This is a genomic window from Streptomyces wuyuanensis (genome assembly GCF_900103455.1).
In the GTDB taxonomy this organism is placed as follows: Bacteria; Actinomycetota; Actinomycetes; order Streptomycetales; family Streptomycetaceae; genus Streptomyces; species Streptomyces wuyuanensis.
The window spans coordinates 108,545-126,286 of record NZ_FNHI01000005.1; the positions used below are offsets into that span (position 1 = coordinate 108,545).

16 protein-coding genes and 1 riboswitch are annotated in these 17,742 nt (G+C 70.7%); of the genes, 11 read left to right on the top strand and 5 right to left on the bottom strand.

What is annotated here, in order from left to right; translation table 11 throughout:
• Nucleotides 1–122: 122 nt before the first annotated feature.
• Nucleotides 123–626, top strand: a complete 504-nt coding sequence (locus BLT82_RS09475) for an ATP-binding protein (protein ID WP_093653443.1) — start codon at nucleotides 123–125, stop codon at nucleotides 624–626.
• Nucleotides 627–1,085: 459 nt separating this feature from the next.
• Nucleotides 1,086–2,258, top strand: coding sequence for a YncE family protein (locus BLT82_RS09480; RefSeq protein ID WP_093653444.1), 1,173 nt, complete (start codon nucleotides 1,086–1,088; stop codon nucleotides 2,256–2,258).
• A gap of 15 nt (nucleotides 2,259–2,273) precedes the next feature.
• Here the strand turns inward: BLT82_RS09480 and BLT82_RS09485 are convergent, their stop codons facing one another.
• Nucleotides 2,274–2,912 carry a GNAT family N-acetyltransferase gene (locus tag BLT82_RS09485; RefSeq protein ID WP_093653445.1) on the bottom strand — a complete coding sequence of 213 codons (639 nt, stop codon included), beginning with the start codon at nucleotides 2,910–2,912 and terminating at the stop codon, nucleotides 2,274–2,276.
• Between the two features lie 94 nt (nucleotides 2,913–3,006).
• Between BLT82_RS09485 and BLT82_RS09490 the strand changes: the two genes are divergently transcribed.
• Entirely contained in the window at nucleotides 3,007–3,222 is a 216-nt protein-coding gene (locus BLT82_RS09490; protein ID WP_093653446.1) for an EF-hand domain-containing protein, read from the top strand.
• A 184-nt stretch (nucleotides 3,223–3,406) separates the two neighbouring features.
• Here the strand turns inward: BLT82_RS09490 and BLT82_RS09495 are convergent, their stop codons facing one another.
• From BLT82_RS09495 to gcvT, 4 genes are all read right to left on the bottom strand, one after another.
• A complete protein-coding gene (locus BLT82_RS09495; protein WP_093653447.1) occupies nucleotides 3,407–4,777 on the bottom strand; it encodes an L-serine ammonia-lyase in 1,371 nt (456 codons plus the stop codon).
• Nucleotides 4,778–4,967: 190 nt separating this feature from the next.
• Entirely contained in the window at nucleotides 4,968–6,227 is a 1,260-nt protein-coding gene (gene glyA / locus BLT82_RS09500) for a serine hydroxymethyltransferase (RefSeq protein ID WP_093653448.1), read from the bottom strand.
• A gap of 27 nt (nucleotides 6,228–6,254) precedes the next feature.
• On the bottom strand, nucleotides 6,255–6,629 hold the full coding sequence (gcvH, locus tag BLT82_RS09505; protein WP_093653449.1) for a glycine cleavage system protein GcvH: 375 nt from the start codon (nucleotides 6,627–6,629) through the stop codon (nucleotides 6,255–6,257).
• Nucleotides 6,630–6,684: 55 nt separating this feature from the next.
• Nucleotides 6,685–7,800, bottom strand: coding sequence for a glycine cleavage system aminomethyltransferase GcvT (gene gcvT, locus BLT82_RS09510; protein WP_093653450.1), 1,116 nt, complete (start codon nucleotides 7,798–7,800; stop codon nucleotides 6,685–6,687).
• Nucleotides 7,801–7,960: 160 nt separating this feature from the next.
• Nucleotides 7,961–8,058: riboswitch (glycine riboswitch) on the bottom strand.
• Nucleotides 8,059–8,190: 132 nt separating this feature from the next.
• Here gcvT and BLT82_RS09515 point away from each other — a divergent pair.
• The 8 genes from BLT82_RS09515 to BLT82_RS09550 all read left to right on the top strand — a co-directional run bounded on the left by BLT82_RS09515 (nucleotide 8,191) and on the right by BLT82_RS09550 (nucleotide 17,647).
• The gene (locus tag BLT82_RS09515; protein ID WP_093653451.1) at nucleotides 8,191–8,892 is read left to right on the top strand and encodes an AAA family ATPase; all 702 of its coding nucleotides are present in this window, start codon (nucleotides 8,191–8,193) and stop codon (nucleotides 8,890–8,892) included.
• A gap of 811 nt (nucleotides 8,893–9,703) precedes the next feature.
• On the top strand, nucleotides 9,704–10,462 hold the full coding sequence (locus BLT82_RS09520) for an enhanced serine sensitivity protein SseB (protein WP_093653452.1): 759 nt from the start codon (nucleotides 9,704–9,706) through the stop codon (nucleotides 10,460–10,462).
• Between the two features lie 114 nt (nucleotides 10,463–10,576).
• Nucleotides 10,577–11,359 (top strand): enhanced serine sensitivity protein SseB C-terminal domain-containing protein, encoded by a 783-nt coding sequence (locus BLT82_RS09525; RefSeq protein ID WP_093653453.1) that lies wholly within the window; start codon nucleotides 10,577–10,579, stop codon nucleotides 11,357–11,359.
• Nucleotides 11,360–11,572: 213 nt separating this feature from the next.
• Nucleotides 11,573–13,243, top strand: a complete 1,671-nt coding sequence (locus BLT82_RS09530) for an ABC transporter substrate-binding protein (RefSeq protein ID WP_093653454.1) — start codon at nucleotides 11,573–11,575, stop codon at nucleotides 13,241–13,243.
• 106 nt (nucleotides 13,244–13,349) lie between these two features.
• Nucleotides 13,350–14,354, top strand: coding sequence for an ABC transporter permease (locus BLT82_RS09535; protein WP_093653455.1), 1,005 nt, complete (start codon nucleotides 13,350–13,352; stop codon nucleotides 14,352–14,354).
• Nucleotides 14,354–15,316 (top strand): ABC transporter permease, encoded by a 963-nt coding sequence (locus BLT82_RS09540; protein WP_093653456.1) that lies wholly within the window; start codon nucleotides 14,354–14,356, stop codon nucleotides 15,314–15,316. Before BLT82_RS09535 ends, BLT82_RS09540 begins: the two co-directional genes overlap by 1 nt.
• 4 nt (nucleotides 15,317–15,320) lie before the next feature.
• The gene (locus tag BLT82_RS09545; RefSeq protein WP_093653457.1) at nucleotides 15,321–16,313 is read left to right on the top strand and encodes an ABC transporter ATP-binding protein; all 993 of its coding nucleotides are present in this window, start codon (nucleotides 15,321–15,323) and stop codon (nucleotides 16,311–16,313) included.
• Complete coding sequence (locus BLT82_RS09550) at nucleotides 16,310–17,647, top strand: ABC transporter ATP-binding protein (RefSeq protein WP_093653458.1); 1,338 nt, start codon at nucleotides 16,310–16,312, stop codon at nucleotides 17,645–17,647. The genes BLT82_RS09545 and BLT82_RS09550 overlap by 4 nt, the downstream gene beginning before the upstream one ends.
• Nucleotides 17,648–17,742: the final 95 nt, after the last annotated feature.

The window sequence follows — 17,742 nt, forward strand, 5'->3', positions numbered from 1 at the left end:
CTACGAAGACCCTCTGAATGCCGTAGGCATATGCCAAATTGGCACCCCGGGGCGCTGCTCCCCGGGGTGCCGATTCCTCCGGAACGGTCACGGGACGCCCGTCGGGCGGCCATGATGGGGGCATGGCGGGGCTGGAAGGTGTGGAGCAACCGCGGGCGCGCGGCGGCGCGACCGCCGCGCGGTGGACGCCGGCCGTCGACGACGAGCGTGCGCTCGAGGCGGTCGAGCTGTTCGGCAATCCGACGGAGGGCGAGGTCGAACTGCCCTCGCGCCCCGAGTCCGCGGCCACCGCGCGCAGACTGACGCAGTGTGTGGTGCTGCGTCAGTGGGCACTCTCGCCGCAGACCGCCGAGCACGCGATCCTGCTGGTGTCCGAGCTCGTGGGCAACGCGGTGCGGCACACCGGAGCGCGCGTGTTCGGGCTCCGGATGCTGCGCCGGCGCGGCTGGATCCGCATCGAGGTGCGCGACCCCTCGCGCGGGCTGCCCTGTCTGCTGCCGGTCCACGAACTCGACACCAGCGGCCGCGGGCTCTTCCTGGTCGACAAGCTCTCCGACCGGTGGGGAGTGGATCTGCTGCCGCGCGGCAAGACCACCTGGTTCGAGATGCGGATCGCCGACCGCTGACGCCTCGCTTCCTGCCGGCCGCGCCGGGGTGCGCGTGCGGCCTCACAGGGTCGGGGTGCACGAAAGCCCCCTTCGCCTTCGCGGCGCCGAGGGGGCTTCGTGTGGGTGCGGGCGTGGACGGGGTGGGGTGTATCCACGCTGCCGCTCTTCTGGACGACCTGGCCCGGGTCAAGGGGGTCGTACGACCGACTATGGCAGAGATCCGGCCATCCGCCAAAGAGGCAATTCGGGCGAACTCGTTCATACTTCAGCAATTCGATATTGAATCAAAGGTGAATCGAATTGCAAGCCTGGTAAACAATGAATAAATATAGACCCGACCGAGTGAATCTTCGGACTGGGAATGGCCTGGTGTGTGTCGGACAGTGGGCGTGAAGCAGGCCCGTCGTTATTTTTCGTCGGCATCGCACCCACCGCGGGCACGGACTGCCGCGGTGCCGACCACGGAGCTGCCGACTGATGCCGCGTCTCACCAAGCGATCCATGCCGCTCCTCGCGGCCGCCCTGTTCGCGGCCCTCGGCGCCGCCTGTGGGGCGCCCGCCGAGAAGGAGGGGGCACGGACCTCGCCGCCGGTCCGGACGCGGGAAGCCGTCGCACCGGTGGGGCTGCCCGGGATGCCGCCGCTCCTCGACCCCAGGGACGTCTACGCAGCCGACCGCCCCGGTCGGCTCTCGCCCGTCGTACGGGACTTCCCGTCCCGGGTCTACGTGCCCAACACCAACTCCAACACCGTGTCCGTCATCGACCCGGCCACCTACAAGGTCGTCGAGACGATCCCGGTGGGCGTCCAGCCGCAGCACGTGGTCCCCTCCTGGGACCTCAAGACCCTGTGGGTGAACAACAACCGGGGGCACACCCTCACCCCCATCGACCCGGCCACCGGGGTCGCCGGCCGGCCGGTGGACGTCCACGACCCGTACAACCTCTACTTCACGCCCAACGGCCGCTACGCCGTCGTCATGGCCTCCATGGACCGGGAACTGGTCTTCCGCGACCCGCACACCATGCGCACGCTCAAGACCACGCCGGTCACCTGCTACGGCGTCAACCACGCGGACTTCTCCGCGGACGGCCGGTACTTCATCGTCTCCTGCGAGTTCTCCGGCGAACTGCTCAAGGTCGACACCGAGAGCATGGAGGTGATCGGACGGCAGAAACTGCCGCTGGGCGGAGCCATGCCCCAGGACGTGAAGCTCTCGCCGGACGGCAGGACCTTCTACATCGCCGACATGGTCGCCGACGGCATGTGGGTGCTCGACGGCGACCGGTTCACCACGCCGAACCTGCTGCCCACCGGCAAGGGCTGCCACGGCCTGTACGTCAGCCGCGACTCCCGGGAGATGTACGTGACCAACCGCGGCGAGGGTTCGGTCTCCGTCTTCGACTTCGCACAGGACCGGCTGACGAAGAAGTGGCGGCTGCCGAACGGCGGTTCCCCGGACATGGGCGGTGTCTCCGCGGACGGCAGGGTGCTGTGGCTGTCGGGGCGCTACCACTCCGAGGTGTACGCGATCGACACCGTGACCGGTGAACAGCTGGCCCGCATCCCCGTCGGCAGCGGCCCGCACGGCCTCGCCGTCTACCCCCAGCCCGGTCGCTACTCCCTGGGGCACACGGGCGTCTTCCGCTGACCCGGTGCGCCGCGGTCACCCGGCCACGAGCAGGGCCTCCGAGCCCACCGGCCGGTAGCCCGCCTGCTGGAACGTCCGTACGCTGCGGGCGTTCCCGGGCGACTGCTGGGCCCAGACGTGCGTGCCGGGCACCAGATGGCGTGCCGCGACGGCGAGCCGCACCCCCAGTCCGGCACCGCGCGCCTCCAGGTCGACCTCGATCGCGGCCTCCCAACGCCCGGCCACGCCCCGGCCCAGGACCAGCACACCGCCCTCCGCGGCCCACACCCGCACGTCGTCACGGAACTTCAGCGCCCGTGCCACCCGGGGATGGTCCGGATCGGCGATCTCCCGCAGCTCCAGTTCGGGTTCGCCGGGCCGGGCGGCGGCGACCGTGAGCAGGTCGACGGTGTTCATCGAGCGGCCGGTCCTCGTCATCAGCGTGTGGAGGAAGCCGGGGTTCATGCTCGCGGCGAGCGGGTCGCTCGCGGCCGCGGTCAGCGCCTCGCGCACCCACGCCGGGTCCTCGTCCGTGAACACCACCGAGTGCGCGGTGAAGGCCAGTACCCCCGCGTCCCGGGCGCTGGGCTGGGGAACCACCGTGGTGCCGCCGTCCGGCGGCGGGAACTCGCCCCGCGCCGCCGCCTCCAGGATCCGTGCCACCGCGTCGCTCATCCCCCCATCGTCCCCGACGGCCCCCGGCACCCGGATCGCCACCCCCGCCGATAATCTGGCCTGCGTCAGTAATGCACCAAGAAGGGGTGGACCTGTGGCGGACATCGAGTCGGCACGCAAGGCCTTCGATCGATTCGACCTGAACGGCGACGGGCTGATCTCGGCCGCCGAGTACAAGAGCGCCATGGCGCAGCTGGGCGACTTCCACGTGACCGAGACGGTCGCCGAGGCCGTCATCAAGACCAAGGACGGCAATGGCGACGGTCTGCTGACCTTCGACGAGTTCTGGGCCGCGCTGAACCAGGCCTGACAGCGGCGGTCCGCGGAGCGCCGACGGCGCACCGGGACGGCGACGGCCCCCGGCACGAGCCGGGGGCCGTCCCCGTGTCCGGGGAGGTCCCGGGGCGCGGGCTTCGACCGGCGCGACGGAGCCGACGGCGGCTCCCCCCGGGCCCGGAGCCGACAGGTGCCGGCGGCGCGCGGTCGCGGCGTGCTCAGCACTCGATGATGTTCACCGCGAGACCGCCGCGCGCCGTCTCCTTGTACTTGACCGACATGTCCGCACCGGTGTCCTTCATGGTCTTGATGACCTTGTCGAGGGAGACCTTGTGGCTGCCGTCGCCGCGCAGGGCCATCCGGGCGGCGGTGACGGCCTTCACCGCGGCCATGCCGTTGCGCTCGATGCACGGGATCTGGACGAGACCGCCGACCGGGTCGCAGGTGAGGCCCAGGTTGTGCTCCATACCGATCTCCGCGGCGTTCTCCACCTGTTCCGGGGAGCCGCCCATCACCTCGGCGAGCGCGCCCGCCGCCATCGAGCAGGCCGAGCCGACCTCGCCCTGGCAGCCGACCTCGGCGCCGGAGATCGAGGCGTTCTCCTTGAAGAGCATGCCGATCGCACCGGCCGCGAGCAGGAAGCGGACCACACCCTCCTCGTCGGCTCCCGGCACGAAGTTCATGTAGTAGTGCAGGACCGCCGGGATGATCCCCGCCGCGCCGTTCGTCGGGGCCGTCACGACACGGCCGCCCGCCGCGTTCTCCTCGTTCACGGCCATCGCGTAGAGCGTGATCCACTCCATCGCCAGCGCCTGCGGGTCGCCCTCGGAGCGCAGCTTGCGCGCGGTGGTGGCGGCGCGGCGGCGGACCTTCAGCCCGCCCGGGAGGATGCCCTCGCGGGACATGCCGCGCGAGACGCAGGCCTGCATGACCCGCCAGATGTCCAGCAGCCCCTCGCGGATCTCGTCCTCGGTGCGCCAGGCCTTCTCGTTCTCCAGCATCAGCGAGGAGATCGACAGTCCCGTCTCGCGGGAGAGCCGCAGCAGCTCGTCACCGGTGCGGAAGGGGTACTTCAGCACGGTGTCGTCCGGCACGATCGGGTTCTCGCCGGCCACCGCGTCCTCGTCGACGACGAAGCCGCCGCCCACCGAGTAGTACGTCTTCTCCAGCAGCGTCCCGCCCTCGGCGTCGTACGCCCACAGGGTCATGCCGTTCGCGTGGTAGGGGAGCGCCTTGCGGCGGTGCAGGACGAGGTCCTCGTCGAAGTCGAAGCCGATCTCGTGCACCCCGAGGAGCCTGATCCGCTTGTCGCTCTTGATCCGCTCGACCTCGTCGTCGGCGGTCTCGACGTCGACCGTCCGGGGCGAGCTGCCCTCCAGCCCCAGCAGGACGGCCTTGGGGGTGCCGTGACCGTGGCCGGTCGCGCCGAGCGAGCCGTACAGCTCCGCGCGTATCGCGTCGGTGTGGACCAGCATGCCCTCGTTCTTCAGCCGGCGGGCGAACATGGCGGCCGCCCTCATGGGGCCGACCGTGTGGGAGCTGGACGGCCCGATGCCGATCGAGAACAGGTCGAAGACCGAGATGGCCACGGGGGTACTCCTTGTGGGATGGCTGTGCTTTCCCGGGGGACGCGGTGTCCCTGTGCGGCTGTGCCGCGGGCCGGACCCCCGGCCGTCGGGCCGGGGCAGGAAGGCGCGGGTGTGCGCCGGGTGCACGGTGCGGGGCACCGCACTCACCGTCCGGTGTGCGCGGTGCCCCGTCGGTCGTGCTCAGGTCTGCTTACAGACCAGGGTAAAGGGGGTGCTTCGCGGCGAGTGCCGAGACGCGGCCCCCGAGGGCTTCGGCGTCGTACGAGGGCTTGAGCACCTCGGCGATGATGTCGGCGACCTCGCGGAAGTCCTCGGCCCGGAAGCCGCGGGTGGCGAGCGCCGGCGTGCCGATCCGCAGACCCGAGGTGACCATCGGCGGGCGGGGGTCGTTCGGGATCGCGTTGCGGTTGACGGTGATGCCGACCTCGTGGAGCCGGTCCTCGGCCTGCTGGCCGTCCAGCTCAGAGTGCCGAAGGTCCACCAGCACCAGGTGCACGTCCGTACCGCCGGACAGCACGGAGACGCCCGCCTGCTTGACGTCGTCCTGCACCAGGCGCTCGGCGATGATCTTCGCGCCCTCCAGGGTGCGCTCCTGGCGCTCCTTGAACTCCTCCGAGGCCGCGACCTTGAAGGAGACCGCCTTGGCGGCGATCACGTGCTCCAGCGGGCCGCCCTGCTGACCGGGGAACACCGCGGAGTTGATCTTCTTGGCCAGCTCGGCCGTGGAGAGGATCACGCCGCCGCGCGGGCCGCCGAGCGTCTTGTGGGTGGTCGTGGTCACGACATGGGCGTGCGGCACCGGGTTCGGGTGCAGCCCGGCGGCGACCAGACCTGCGAAGTGGGCCATGTCGACCATCAGGTACGCGCCGACCTCGTCCGCGATCCGGCGGAACGCGGCGAAGTCCAGCTGACGCGGGTACGCCGACCAGCCGGCCACGATCAGCTTCGGCTTGGACTCCTTGGCGAGCCGCTCGACCTCGGCCATGTCGACCTGACCGGTGGCGTCGTCCACGTGGTACGCGACCACGTTGTAGAGCTTGCCGGAGAAGTTGATCTTCATGCCGTGGGTCAGGTGCCCGCCGTGGGCGAGGTTCAGACCCATGATCGTGTCGCCCGGCTTCAGCAGGGCGAACATCGCCGCCGCGTTGGCCTGGGCGCCCGAGTGCGGCTGTACGTTCGCGTGCTCGGCGCCGAACAGCTCCTTGACGCGGTCGATGGCGATCTGCTCGACGACATCGACGTGCTCACAGCCGCCGTAGTAGCGGCGGCCGGGGTAGCCCTCGGCGTACTTGTTGGTGAGGACGGAGCCCTGCGCCTCCATGACGGCGACCGGCGCGAAGTTCTCGGACGCGATCATTTCCAGGGTGGACTGCTGACGGTGGAGCTCGGCGTCGACGGCGGCGGCGACGTCCGGGTCGAGCTCGTGGAGAGGGGTGTTGAGAAGCGACATCACGCGATCCCTAGGGTCGAGTCCTGGTCAGCTGGCGAAATCGGTGTACTCGGCGGCGGAGAGCAGGTCCTTCGGCTCCTCCGCGACCCGCACCTTGAACAGCCAGCCGCCCTCGAACGGGGCGGAGTTCACCAGCGACGGGTCGTCCACGACGTCCTGGTTGGCCTCGACGACCTCACCCGTCACCGGGGAGTACAGGTCGCTGACCGACTTGGTCGACTCCAGCTCGCCGCAGGTCTCGCCCGCGGTCACCGTGTCACCGACCTCCGGGAGCTGGACGTACACGACGTCGCCGAGGGCGTTCGCCGCGTGCTCCGTGATGCCGACCGTCGAGACGCCGTCCTCGGCGGCCGACAGCCACTCGTGCTCCTTGCTGTAGCGCAGCTGCTGGGGGTTGCTCATGACCTGAATTCTCCTGTACGCGAGGAAGTGCTGCTGATGGGGGATGCCGGAGTGACTACTTCTGGCGCTTGTAGAAGGGGAGCGCCACGACCTCGTACGGCTCATGAGTACCGCGGATGTCGACGCCGACGCCCTCGGTGCCGGGCGCGGCGTGCGCCGCGTCCACGTAGGCGATGGCGAGCGGCTTGCCGAGGGTCGGCGACGGGGCGCCGGAGGTGACCTCGCCGACGACCTCGCCGCCGGCGACGACGGCCATGCCGGCCCGCGGCACCCGGCGGCCCTGGGCGACCAGGCCGACCAGCTTGCGCGGCGGGTTCGTGGCGGCTCGCTCGGCGGCGGCCTCCAGGGCCTTGCGGCCGACGAAGTCGCCCTCCTTCTCGAACTTCACGACCCGGCCGAGACCGGCGTCGAAGGGGGTGAGCGACGTGGTCAGCTCGTGCCCGTACAGCGGCATGCCCGCCTCCAGGCGCAGCGTGTCGCGGCAGGACAGGCCGCAGGGCACGAGACCGGCCGGCGCGCCGGCCTCGGTCAGCGCCTGCCACAGCGTCTCCGCGTGCCGCGGTTCGACGAACAGCTCGAAGCCGTCCTCGCCGGTGTAGCCGGTACGGGCGATCAGCGCCGGGACGCCGGCGACCGTGCCGGGGAGGCCGGCGTAGTACTTCAGTCCGTCCAGGTCGGCGTCGGTGAGCGACTTGAGGATGCCGGACGACTCGGGGCCCTGTACGGCGATGAGCGCATATGCGTCACGGTCGTCGCGTACAGCGGCGTCGAAGCCCTCGGCGCGCTCCGTGAGGGCGTCGAGGACGATCTGCGCGTTGGAGGCGTTGGCGACGACCATGTACTCCGTGTCGCCGAGGCGGTACACGATCAGGTCGTCGAGGATGCCGCCGTCCTCCTGGCAGATCATCGTGTAACGGGCGCGGCCGGTGGCGACGCCGCCGATGTTGCCGACCAGCGCGTAGTCCAGCAGGGCGGCGGCCTGCGGCCCGGTGACGGTGATCTCGCCCATGTGGGAGAGGTCGAAGAGACCGGCCTTCGTCCGGACGGCGTTGTGCTCGTCGCGCTCACTCGCGTACCGCAGCGGCATGTCCCAGCCGGCGAAGTCGGTCATGGTCGCGCCCAGCGACCGATGCAGGGCATCGAGGGCGGTGAGACGGGGGGCGTTGCTCATGGATGGGGCTCCCAGGGCATGACTGGCGAGGACGATCCTCCCCATCTGTCATCGAAACCTGAGAGGTTCATCACGACCACACGTAGCGGATGTACGCGAAGGGCGTGACTTGCACCTTGGGTGGAACCGCAGGAGCTGCGGATCGCTTTTCAGATCTGCCTCGTCGCGCGCGGTACGGGGCCTGAGAGATTCAAGGGAGGGACTTGCTCCTTCGGCGCCCGGCCCACACAGTGGCCAGGACTCTCCCGCGCGGATTCAAGCGGCCGGTATGCAGTTTGCGCGGACATCATTGCACGGGCGCTGTCGTCGGCAAATCACTTGTTGGTCATTACCTTTTCTTTAAGCTTCTTGGGCAGGGTCTCGTAGACCCGACAGGGGGAGAGTGAGTTGATGACGTTGCAGCAGTCCGGTGCGTATCCGGCGACCGCAGGGGTGCCCGCCCGGCCCCGAGTCCCCGCGCGAGCCGCCGGGGCCGCCCGTGGCGGCCTGCCGGTCGGCCTCGCCTCGGCCCAGCCCGTCGTGCGTGACCTGCGGGAACGCGAGGGGCGCGGGCCGCGTGCCCTGGTCTTCCGCCGCGGGGACGTGGTCGTGATCTCCGGGCTGCCCGGCAGCGGCAAGTCCACGCTCATCCGGCGGGCGGCCGACGGCGGCGGGATCGACTCCCAGGACACCCGGGACCGCTGGGACCGGCGCATGCCCCGCGCCGTGCCGTACGCCCTCTACCGCCCGCTCGTCCGACTGGCGCACTACGCGGGGCTGCGGCGGGCGCTGCGCTCCGGGGAGAGCGTGGTCGTGCACGACTGCGGCACCCAGTCCTGGGTCCGGCGCTGGCTGGCCCGCGAGGCCCGCAGACGGGGGCGCGGCCTGCATCTGCTCCTGCTGGACGTCACCCCGGAAACCGCCCGTGAGGGCCAGCGGGAGCGCGGCCGCGGCGTCTCCGGCTACGCCTTCAGCCGCCATCGCCGAGCGGTCTCCCGCCTCCTCCGCGCCGCCGAACGCGGCCACCTCCCCGCCGGCTGCGCCTCCGCGACCCTCCTCGACCGCGCGGCGGCCTCGGTGCTGACGCGGATCGGTTTCACCGAGGCGTCCTGATGAGGTCCTGACGCCGGGCGAGGCGCGGTGGGCGGGCCGGCCGGACCGACGGGGTGGCCGGGCCGGCCCGGTCGGCTTCGCGGCCGGTGCGCGGGGACGGAGCCGGGTCGGATTGGGGCGCGTGACGGGCCTGGGGCGCCGGGCCGCGGGTGGGACGTTTCCGGATTGCCGGCGCGGGCGCGCACGCTGGTCGGCTTGGCCGTTCGGCGGGTGGTCGCCCCGAGCACGCCCCCGAGCACGCCCCCGAGCACGCCCCGGGCGACGCACGGACCCGCGAGCCGTCTCTCCGCGCGTCGGGAGCCTTCGGCCGGCTCCTCTCCCGTACCGACGCCCGTGGCGTCCGGCGGCCCGCCCGTGCGGGCCAAACGGTGGTACCGGACGGCTCCGTCCGGCCGGTGTGCGGGGCGCGCCGGTGCCCCCCTTTGGACGGCGTGCGCTCGCGGGTCGCGCGGCACGGGGCGAGGCTCCGGGGGAGCGGGTGGCGGGCGCCCTGCCCGGAACGGCCACGCCGGCCCGCGCCCGCCTCGCGCCTGCGGCCGCGCCTTCCGTGAGCTCTTTGTCCGCCGTGCTCGCCGACACCCAGCGCGCGCGTCCTCCCTCGCCGCGTACCGCGCACCCCTCGACCCGTCCGTACGCCCGCCTCCGCCCCCGCGTCCGGTCGCCGCCCGTACGCCCGTCTTCCCGTCCGCCCGTCCGGGCCTGGTGCCCCCGGGGTCCGCGCCCGCGGCACGCCCCTGCCGCGCCCGCTACGCTGCTGTCGCAGGACGTCACGGCCGCCCGGCTGGGGGCGGCGGGGGAAGCAGGGATCACAGTGGACACGACATGGCCCGCCAATGAGCTCGAAGAGGTGCTGGCCGCATCGGTCGGGAACCCCTCGGCCGGGTGGCGGATCGTGGAGGTGCTGGGGCGGAGCGCCCTGTGGGTGCCGCTGCCCAACGGCGGCGGGCCCGACAGCGCCGGCCTGGACCTGCCGACGGTGGAGATCGACGGCGCCCCCTACGTCCCCGTATTCAGCTCCCAGGAGCAGTTCCGTGTCGGAGCCGGCGAGCACATGTCGCGCACCGTCGCGCCCGCCGTCGAGTTCGCCCGGGGGCTGCCCCCGCAGCTCGGCATCGCGGTGAACCCCGGCGGCGCCGTCGGCGTACCGCTGCCGCCGCCCGCCGTCGCCGAGCTGTGCCGCGCGGGCCGCACGCCGCTCGGGGATGCCTCCCATGCCGGAGGCCAGGCGAGCGGCGGACGGGTGCGGCTCTTCGAGCCGGACTGGCAGGAGGAGCCGGTCGACTTCCTCGCAGCCGCGGCCGGCGAGTTCGAGTCGACCCGGGTCGTCCAGACCGCCCGCAGGATCCTGGCCAGCATCGAGGGCGGCCCGCCGGTCCTGTTCGTCGGCGTCCAGCTCTCCGCCTTCGAGGGACCCGACCGCAACGCCCCCATGGACGCCCTCGGCCGTGCCCTCGGCAGGGTCGCCGTGAAGTGGCCGGTCAACCTGGTCCTGCTGGACATCGCCCAGGACCCCGTCGGCGACTGGATGCTGACCAGGGTCCGGCCCTTCTACACCCGGCAGTACGCGTAGACGTCAAGTCGGTGTCAGTACGGCCGTTTAAGCTGGTTTGATGACGTGGTCGCCGCACTCGCGTGCCCAGGGCGGCGCGAGGGAACGGCGGATCGAAGAGGGGCGGGACCCAGAGTGAGTGCGTCAGGCACCGCGGCGGCCGGGCAGGTCGAGCACATGCTGCGCCAGGTGACGCCCGGGCGCTACGACGCGTACGAGGCGCTGCTGCAGGCTCTCGCCGACGGCCGGGTATGGATGCTCCTCTGGCACGGACAGCCCGGATCCCCCGACGCGCAGTACGGGAACATGGAGGTGGAAGGCCTGGGCTACGCGCCGTGCGTCACCTCCGCGCAGGAGCTCTCCACCTCCGGCTGGACCAGGGCCCACGAGGTGGTCGCCGGCGCCGACATCGCCCGCGCCCTCTACCCCGACCGCTGGGGCATCTGGCTCAACCCCCACGCGCCGGGCGGCGGCGTCGGCATCCCCTGGCCTGATCTGCGCCGTATCGCCACCGGCCTCGACCGGATGCCCGCCGGGCCCCTGCGGCTGTCGGAACCGGCCATCGAGATCCCCCAGTTCTACGCGCTGCTCACGCAGAACGCGCACCGCACCCCGGCCGTCCGTTCACTGCGCAGGGCCTGGGTGCAGCCCTCGCTCGGCGCCCCGTACCTCGCCGTCGGCCTCGACCTCTACGACACGGGCCGGCAGTCCGTGGAGTCGGTGCGCGCCATGATGCAGCAGTCGATCGCCGCCGTACCGGACGGTCTTCCGGTGTCCACCGTCGCGATGTCCGACGAGTACGACCCGGTCGCCATGTGGCTGCGCGCCAACGCCCGGCCGTTCTACGACCGGGAGGCCCACGCGGGTCCGTCCCAGCAGTCCGGCTACGGATACCCGCCCGCCCAGTTCCCCCGCTGAGGCCCGCAGGAGCCGCCGCGGCCCCCGTGCCAACGGGGCCGTGTGTCCCGGAAGTTAACGGACGAGGCCCGATGTCCCGGATCGGACCGTTTTGGCGAGTGTCCGGGTCTCGACTGTGCATCACCGCTATGCGGACTGTTCTCCCGTTCGGGACTCGTCTGTAGTGTTCGGCCGGTCAAGACCTCCTCCACAGGCGGATTCCAGGGGTGGACCATGCCAATATTCAAGTCCAGAGCCGTCAGAGTGATCACAGCGGCCGTCGCCGTCGGCCTCGTCGCCACGGGCTGTGCGAGCGAGCGCGGCAAGGACGGCGACAAGGGTGGCGACAAGGACACCTTTGTCTTCGGTGCCCCGGGTGACCCGGGCTCCCTGGACCCGGCCCTCGCGAGCGACGGCGAGACCTTCCGCGTCACCCGTCAGGCCTTCGAGGCCCTGCTGGAGCACGAGTCCGGCGGCAGCAAGCTGGTCGGAGGTCTCGCGGAGAAGTGGTCGAGCGACCCGGCCGGCAAGGTCTGGACGTTCAACCTCCGCAAGAACGTGAAGTTCCACGACGGCGAGGCGTTCAACGCCGCGGCGGTCTGCGCCAACTACGACCACTGGTTCAACTGGAAGGGCACCTACCAGTCGAGCGCGGTCTCCTACTACTGGCAGACCATCATGGGCGGCTTCAAGGCGAACGAGGACAAGGAGACGCCGAAGGCGAACTACAAGTCCTGCACCGCCAAGGACGACAGCACCGCCGTCATCGAGGTCAACGAGACCTCCGCGAACCTGCCCGGCGGCTTCTCGCTGCAGGCCCTCGCCATCCACTCGCCGAAGGCGCTCAAGGAGTACGAGAAGCAGGAGGCGACCGCCAAGGGCGACGCCATCACGTACCCCAAGTACAGCCAGGAGGCCGGCACGGTCGCCGGCACCGGCCCGTACCGCATCACGAAGTGGAACAAGGGCAACAAGGAAGTCTCCCTCGAGCGCTTCGACGACTACTGGGGCGAGAAGGCCAAGGTGAAGAACCTGGTCTTCCGCACGATCGACACCGAGGACGGCCGCCGTCAGGCGCTGCAGGCCGGTGACATCGACGGTTACGACCTGGTCGCCCCCGCCGACATCAAGACGCTCGAGGGAGCCGGCTTCAACGTGCCGACCCGTGACGTCTTCAACCTCTTCTACCTCGGTATGTCCCAGGAGAAGAACCCGGCGCTGAAGAAGCCCGCCGTGCGTCAGGCCATCGCGCACGCCATCGACCGTGAGAACCTGGTCAAGACCCAGCTGCCCGAGGGCGGCAAGGTCGCGACGCAGTTCATGCCCGACACCGTCGCCGGCTTCTCGGAGAACGTGAAGAAGTACCCCTTCGACTCGGCCAAGGCCAAGTCGCTGCTGGCCTCCGCCGGTGCGAGCGGCCTGTCGATCGACTTCTGCTACCCGACCGAGGTCACCCGCCCGTACATGCCTGCCCCGCAGGACATCTTCGAGCTGATCAAGGCCGACCTGGAGAAGGCCGGCATCAAGGTCACCCCGAAGCCGATGAAGTGGGCCCCGGACTACCTGGACGCCACCGAGGCCGGCTCCTGCTCGCTGCACATGCTGGGCTGGACCGGTGACTTCAACGACGGCTACAACTTCATCGGCACCTGGTTCGCCGAGTACGACAAGCAGTGGGGCTTCAAGGACCCGAAGGTCTTCACCGCGGTGAAGGCCGGTTCCCTCGAGGCCGACGCGACCAAGCGCACGGACCTCTACAAGAAGGCCAACGAGGCCATCATGGAGTACCTGCCGGGCGTGCCGCTGTCCTCCTCGCCGCCGGCCATCGCCTTCGGCAAGAACGTGAACCCGCCGAACGTCTCCCCGCTGACGCAGGAGAACTTCGCCGAGGTCTCCTTCAAGTAGCACACCGCATGGGGGTCCGCCCGGCCACGGAACACACGTGGCCGGGCGGACCCGCATCCCATTTCCGTACCACTCGTACAACACACGCAAGAAAGGGGCATGCGGGGTGTTGCGACTCGTCGTACGACGACTGCTACAGCTGATACCCACCCTGCTCGGCCTGTCGGTTCTGCTCTTCATCTGGCTGAACCGGCTGCCCGGCGGACCCGCCTCAGCGATCCTGGGCGAGCGGGCGACCGAAGCCGAAGTGGCACGCATCAACCGCGCGCTCGGACTCGACCAGCCGCTCTACGTCCAGTACGGACGCTTCCTCAAGCGCATCTTCGAACTCGACCTCGGCACCTCGACCCAGACGGGGCAGCCGGTGTGGGACGAGTTCGTCCTCCGGTTCCCGGCGACGGTCGAACTGAGCGTCGCCGCCATGCTGATCGCCGTGGCGGTCGGCATTCCGCTCGGCTATCTCGCCGCCCGCAAGCGCGGTGGCTGGCTCGACGTGGCCTCGGTCTCCGGGTCACTCGTCGGGATCTGCATCCCGGTCTTCTTCCTCGCCCTCATCCTCAAGGGCGTCTTCGCCGTCAACCTGGGCCTCTTCCCCAGCTACGGCCGGATGGACACGGGTCTCGACGCCACCAGCGTGACCGGCTTCGCCGTCCTCGACGGCGTCCTGACCGGCGAGTTCGACGCATCCTGGGACGCGATCATGCACCTGGTGCTGCCCGCGCTCGCGCTCTCCTCCATCCCGCTCGCCGTCATCGTGCGCATGACCCGGGCCAGCGTGCTGGAGGTCCTCGGCGAGGACTACATCCGCACCGCCGAGTCCAAGGGCCTGGAGCGCAAGACCGTCCGCGGCCGGCACATCCTGCGCAACGCGCTGCTTCCCGTGGTCACCACCATCGGTCTGCTCACCGGCAGCCTGCTGTCGGGCGCCGTGCTCACCGAGTCGGTCTTCTCCTTCGGCGGCATCGGCTCCTTCATCCGCACGGCTATCGACGCCCGTGACTACCCGGTGCTCGTCGGTTTCATCATGTTCATCGCGACCGTGTACGTCTTGATCAACCTGCTGGTCGACCTCGCGTACAGCGTCATCGATCCGAGGGTGCGGGTGCACTGATGAGCCTGGCAACTACCAAGACATCGAAGATCGACCGGCTCGCCGAGCTCACCGCGAAGACCGAGACGTCGAGCGGTGCCAGCCTGTGGCGTGAGGCGTTCCGCCGGCTGCGCAGCAGCAAGATGGCGATCATCGGCGCGGTCGTCATCGCGGTGTTCGTCGTGGTCGCGATCGTGGGGCCGTGGTTCGCCCCGCACACCCCGACCGCCCAGACGTGGCGCGGCGAGGTCTTCCCCAACCAGGGCAAGTTCATCGGTGCCCGCGGCGAGAACTGGTTCGGCCTGGACCACCTGGGCCGCGACATGTTCTCCCGCATGCTCGTGGGAGCGCGGCAGACACTGCTGGTCGGTGTGGTCTCGATGCTCATCGGCCTGATCCTGGGCGCCCTGGTCGGGGCCCTGTCGGGCGCGGCGGCCACCCTTGGCGGGCGTGCGGGACGGCGCCTCGACGACGCCATCATGCGGGTCACCGACCTCATGCTGGCGCTGCCGTCGCTGCTGCTCGCGGTCTCCGTGGCCGCCGTGATGGGCCAGTCGCTGACCACGGTGATGATCGCCGTCGGTGTGGTGCAGATCCCCATCTTCGCCCGGCTCCTGCGCGGTTCGATGCTCGCCCAGGGCGGCAAGGACTACGTGCTGGCCGCGCGGTCCCTCGGCATCCGCAAGCGGCGCATCGTCCTCACCCAGATCATGCCCAACTCGCTGAGCCCGGTGATCGTCCAGGCGACCCTCAGCCTCGCCACCGCGATCATCGAGGCGGCGGCGCTGTCCTACCTCGGTCTCGGCAACCCCGACCCGGCCGTGCCGGAGTGGGGCGTCATGCTCTCGCAGGCGCAGCGCTTCTTCGACAACGCGCCGATGATGTCGATGTACCCGGCGGTCGCCATCATCGTCACCGCCCTGGGCTTCACCCTGCTCGGCGAGGCCATGCGCGAAGCCCTCGACCCGAAGCTGCGAGGTTGATGTCATGCCACTGCTCAATGTGGACGAACTGACCGTCACCTTCGGCGGACGCGGCCGCAAGGACGTCAAGGCCGTCAACGGCGTCTCGTTCTCCGTGGACGAGGGCCAGGTCGTCGGACTCGTCGGCGAGTCGGGCTGCGGCAAGTCCGTCACCTCGCTCGCGCTGATGGGACTCCTTCCGCGCAAGGGCGTCACTCTCGGCGGACGGGCCGACTTCGACGGCTCCGATCTGCTGTCGATGAGCCCTCGCAAGATGCGGGACCTGCGCGGCAGCAAGCTCGCGATGATCTTCCAGGACCCGCTGTCCTCCCTGAACCCGGTCGTCCCGATCGGCGTCCAGGTGACCGAGATCCTCCAGCGCCACCGCGGCATGAAGGGCGAGGCCGCCCGCAAGGAGGCCGCGCACCTGCTGGACCGCGTCGGCATCCCCGACCCGGACCGGCGGCTGACGGAGTACCCGCACCAGCTCTCCGGCGGTATGCGGCAGCGGGCGCTGATCGCCATGGCCGTCGCCTGTGCGCCCCGGCTGCTCATCGCCGACGAGCCGACCACTGCGCTCGACGTCACCATCCAGGCGCAGATCCTCGAACTGCTCAAGGAACTCGTCGACCAGGAGGGCACCGCCCTGTTGATGATCACCCATGACCTGGGTGTCGTCGCCGGTCTCTGCGACCAGGTCAACGTGCTGTACGCGGGCAAGGTCGTCGAGTCGTCCGGGCGGCGGGAGCTGTTCGCGCACCCGACGCACCCGTACACCCACGGGCTGCTCGGTTCCATCCCACGGCTCGACGCCCCGCGCGGCGAGCCGCTCAACCCCATCCGCGGGTCCATCAACGACCAGATCGCCTGGGCCGAAGGCTGTGCCTTCGCGCCCCGCTGCGACCGCTACGAGATGGGCTGCCTGACCGGCACGCCCGAACTGACCGAACCCCGCGAGGCCGGACACGAGGCCCGCTGCGTCAACCCGGTCCTGGCCACGACGGAGGTCCCGGCATGAGCCTGCTCGAACTCGACGGAGTGAAGGTCCACTTCCCCGTCAAGAAGGGCATCCTCTTCGACCGCACGGTCGGGCACGTCTACGCCGTCGACGGCATCTCGCTGTCCGTCGAGGCCGGCCAGACGTACGGGCTCGTCGGCGAGTCGGGCTGCGGCAAGACCACGCTCGGCCGCGCGGTGCTGCGGCTCGTCGACGTCACGGACGGCAAGGTCGTCCTCGACGGCACGGACGTGGCGAAGCTGCCCGAGAAGGAGATGCGCGGCTTCCGGCGGCGCCTCCAGATGGTGTTCCAGGACCCGCTCGGCAGCCTCAACCCCCGGCAGAACATCGAGTCGATCCTGTCCGAGGGCATGGCCGCGCACGGCATCGGGGCGAACCAGAAGGAACGACGGGAGAAGATCAAGGAGATCCTGGCGAAGGTCGGCCTTCCCGGGAACTCCCTCTCCCGCTACCCGCACGAGTTCTCCGGCGGTCAGCGCCAGCGCATCGGCATCGCCCGCGCGCTCGTGCTCGAACCGGACGTGATCATCTGCGACGAGCCGGTCTCCGCGCTGGACGTCTCCATCCAGGCGCAGGTCATCAACCTGCTGGAGGAACTCCAGGAGTCCATGGGCCTGACGTATCTCGTCATCGCCCACGACCTCGCCGTCGTCCGGCACATCTCCGACGTCATCGGGGTCATGTACCTCGGTTCGCTGGTGGAGGAGGCCCCGAGCGACGCGCTGTACGAGGAGCCGAAGCACCCGTACACCAAGGCGCTGATGTCGGCGGTTCCGGTGCCGGACCCGGAGGTCGAGGACCGCCGCGAGCGCATTCTGCTGCTGGGGGACCTGCCGTCCCCCGCGAACCCCCCTGCGGGCTGCCGTTTCCACACGCGCTGCCCGTGGAAGCAGGACACGCTGTGCGCCACGGAGCGCCCCGAGCTGACGGACCTCGGTGGCGGTCACAAGGTGGCGTGCCACTTCGCGGCGGAGATCGCGGCGGGCGAGATCGCCCGTACCTCGGGCGAGGTCGTCCCGGCGGTCCGTGAGGGCGTCGAGGACGTCGACCCGGAGGTCGTCGCCACCTCGGGGTCGGTGGCCGAGGCTCACGACGACGCGGCGGAGGCGGCGGACGCGGCCGAGGCCGGGGAGATCGCCGTGCCTTCGCCGCGGGGCGAGAGCACCGACGCCGAGGCTCACGACGCCGCGGATCCTGAGGCGCCCGCCGGTGCGGCCGACGGCGACGCCGCGGAGGCGTCCGACGGCAAGCTCGACAAGGACGAGCCCGTCAGGCTCGACAAGGAGGACGAGGCTTCCGAAGGGAAGGCCTCGGAGGCTCCCGCGGGCAAGTAGCGGTACGTGCACCGGGGCGCGGGCCGACGGCCCGCGCCCCGGTGCCGTTTCCCGGGGAGCCCCGGCCGGCGCCCGTCCGGGCGCCCGGACGGAGA

Coding starts and splice junctions, on each gene's coding strand:
- BLT82_RS09475 (WP_093653443.1), top strand. CDS start 123: ATGGCGGGGCTGGAAGGTGTGGAGCAACCGCGGGCGCGCGGCGGCGCG.
- BLT82_RS09480 (WP_093653444.1), top strand. CDS start 1,086: ATGCCGCGTCTCACCAAGCGATCCATGCCGCTCCTCGCGGCCGCCCTG.
- BLT82_RS09485 (WP_093653445.1), bottom strand. CDS start 2,912: ATGAGCGACGCGGTGGCACGGATCCTGGAGGCGGCGGCGCGGGGCGAG.
- glyA (WP_093653448.1), bottom strand. CDS start 6,227: ATGTCGCTTCTCAACACCCCTCTCCACGAGCTCGACCCGGACGTCGCC.
- gcvH (WP_093653449.1), bottom strand. CDS start 6,629: ATGAGCAACCCCCAGCAGCTGCGCTACAGCAAGGAGCACGAGTGGCTG.
- gcvT (WP_093653450.1), bottom strand. CDS start 7,800: ATGAGCAACGCCCCCCGTCTCACCGCCCTCGATGCCCTGCATCGGTCG.
- BLT82_RS09515 (WP_093653451.1), top strand. CDS start 8,191: ATGACGTTGCAGCAGTCCGGTGCGTATCCGGCGACCGCAGGGGTGCCC.
- BLT82_RS09530 (WP_093653454.1), top strand. CDS start 11,573: ATGCCAATATTCAAGTCCAGAGCCGTCAGAGTGATCACAGCGGCCGTC.
- BLT82_RS09540 (WP_093653456.1), top strand. CDS start 14,354: ATGAGCCTGGCAACTACCAAGACATCGAAGATCGACCGGCTCGCCGAG.
- BLT82_RS09545 (WP_093653457.1), top strand. CDS start 15,321: ATGCCACTGCTCAATGTGGACGAACTGACCGTCACCTTCGGCGGACGC.
- BLT82_RS09550 (WP_093653458.1), top strand. CDS start 16,310: ATGAGCCTGCTCGAACTCGACGGAGTGAAGGTCCACTTCCCCGTCAAG.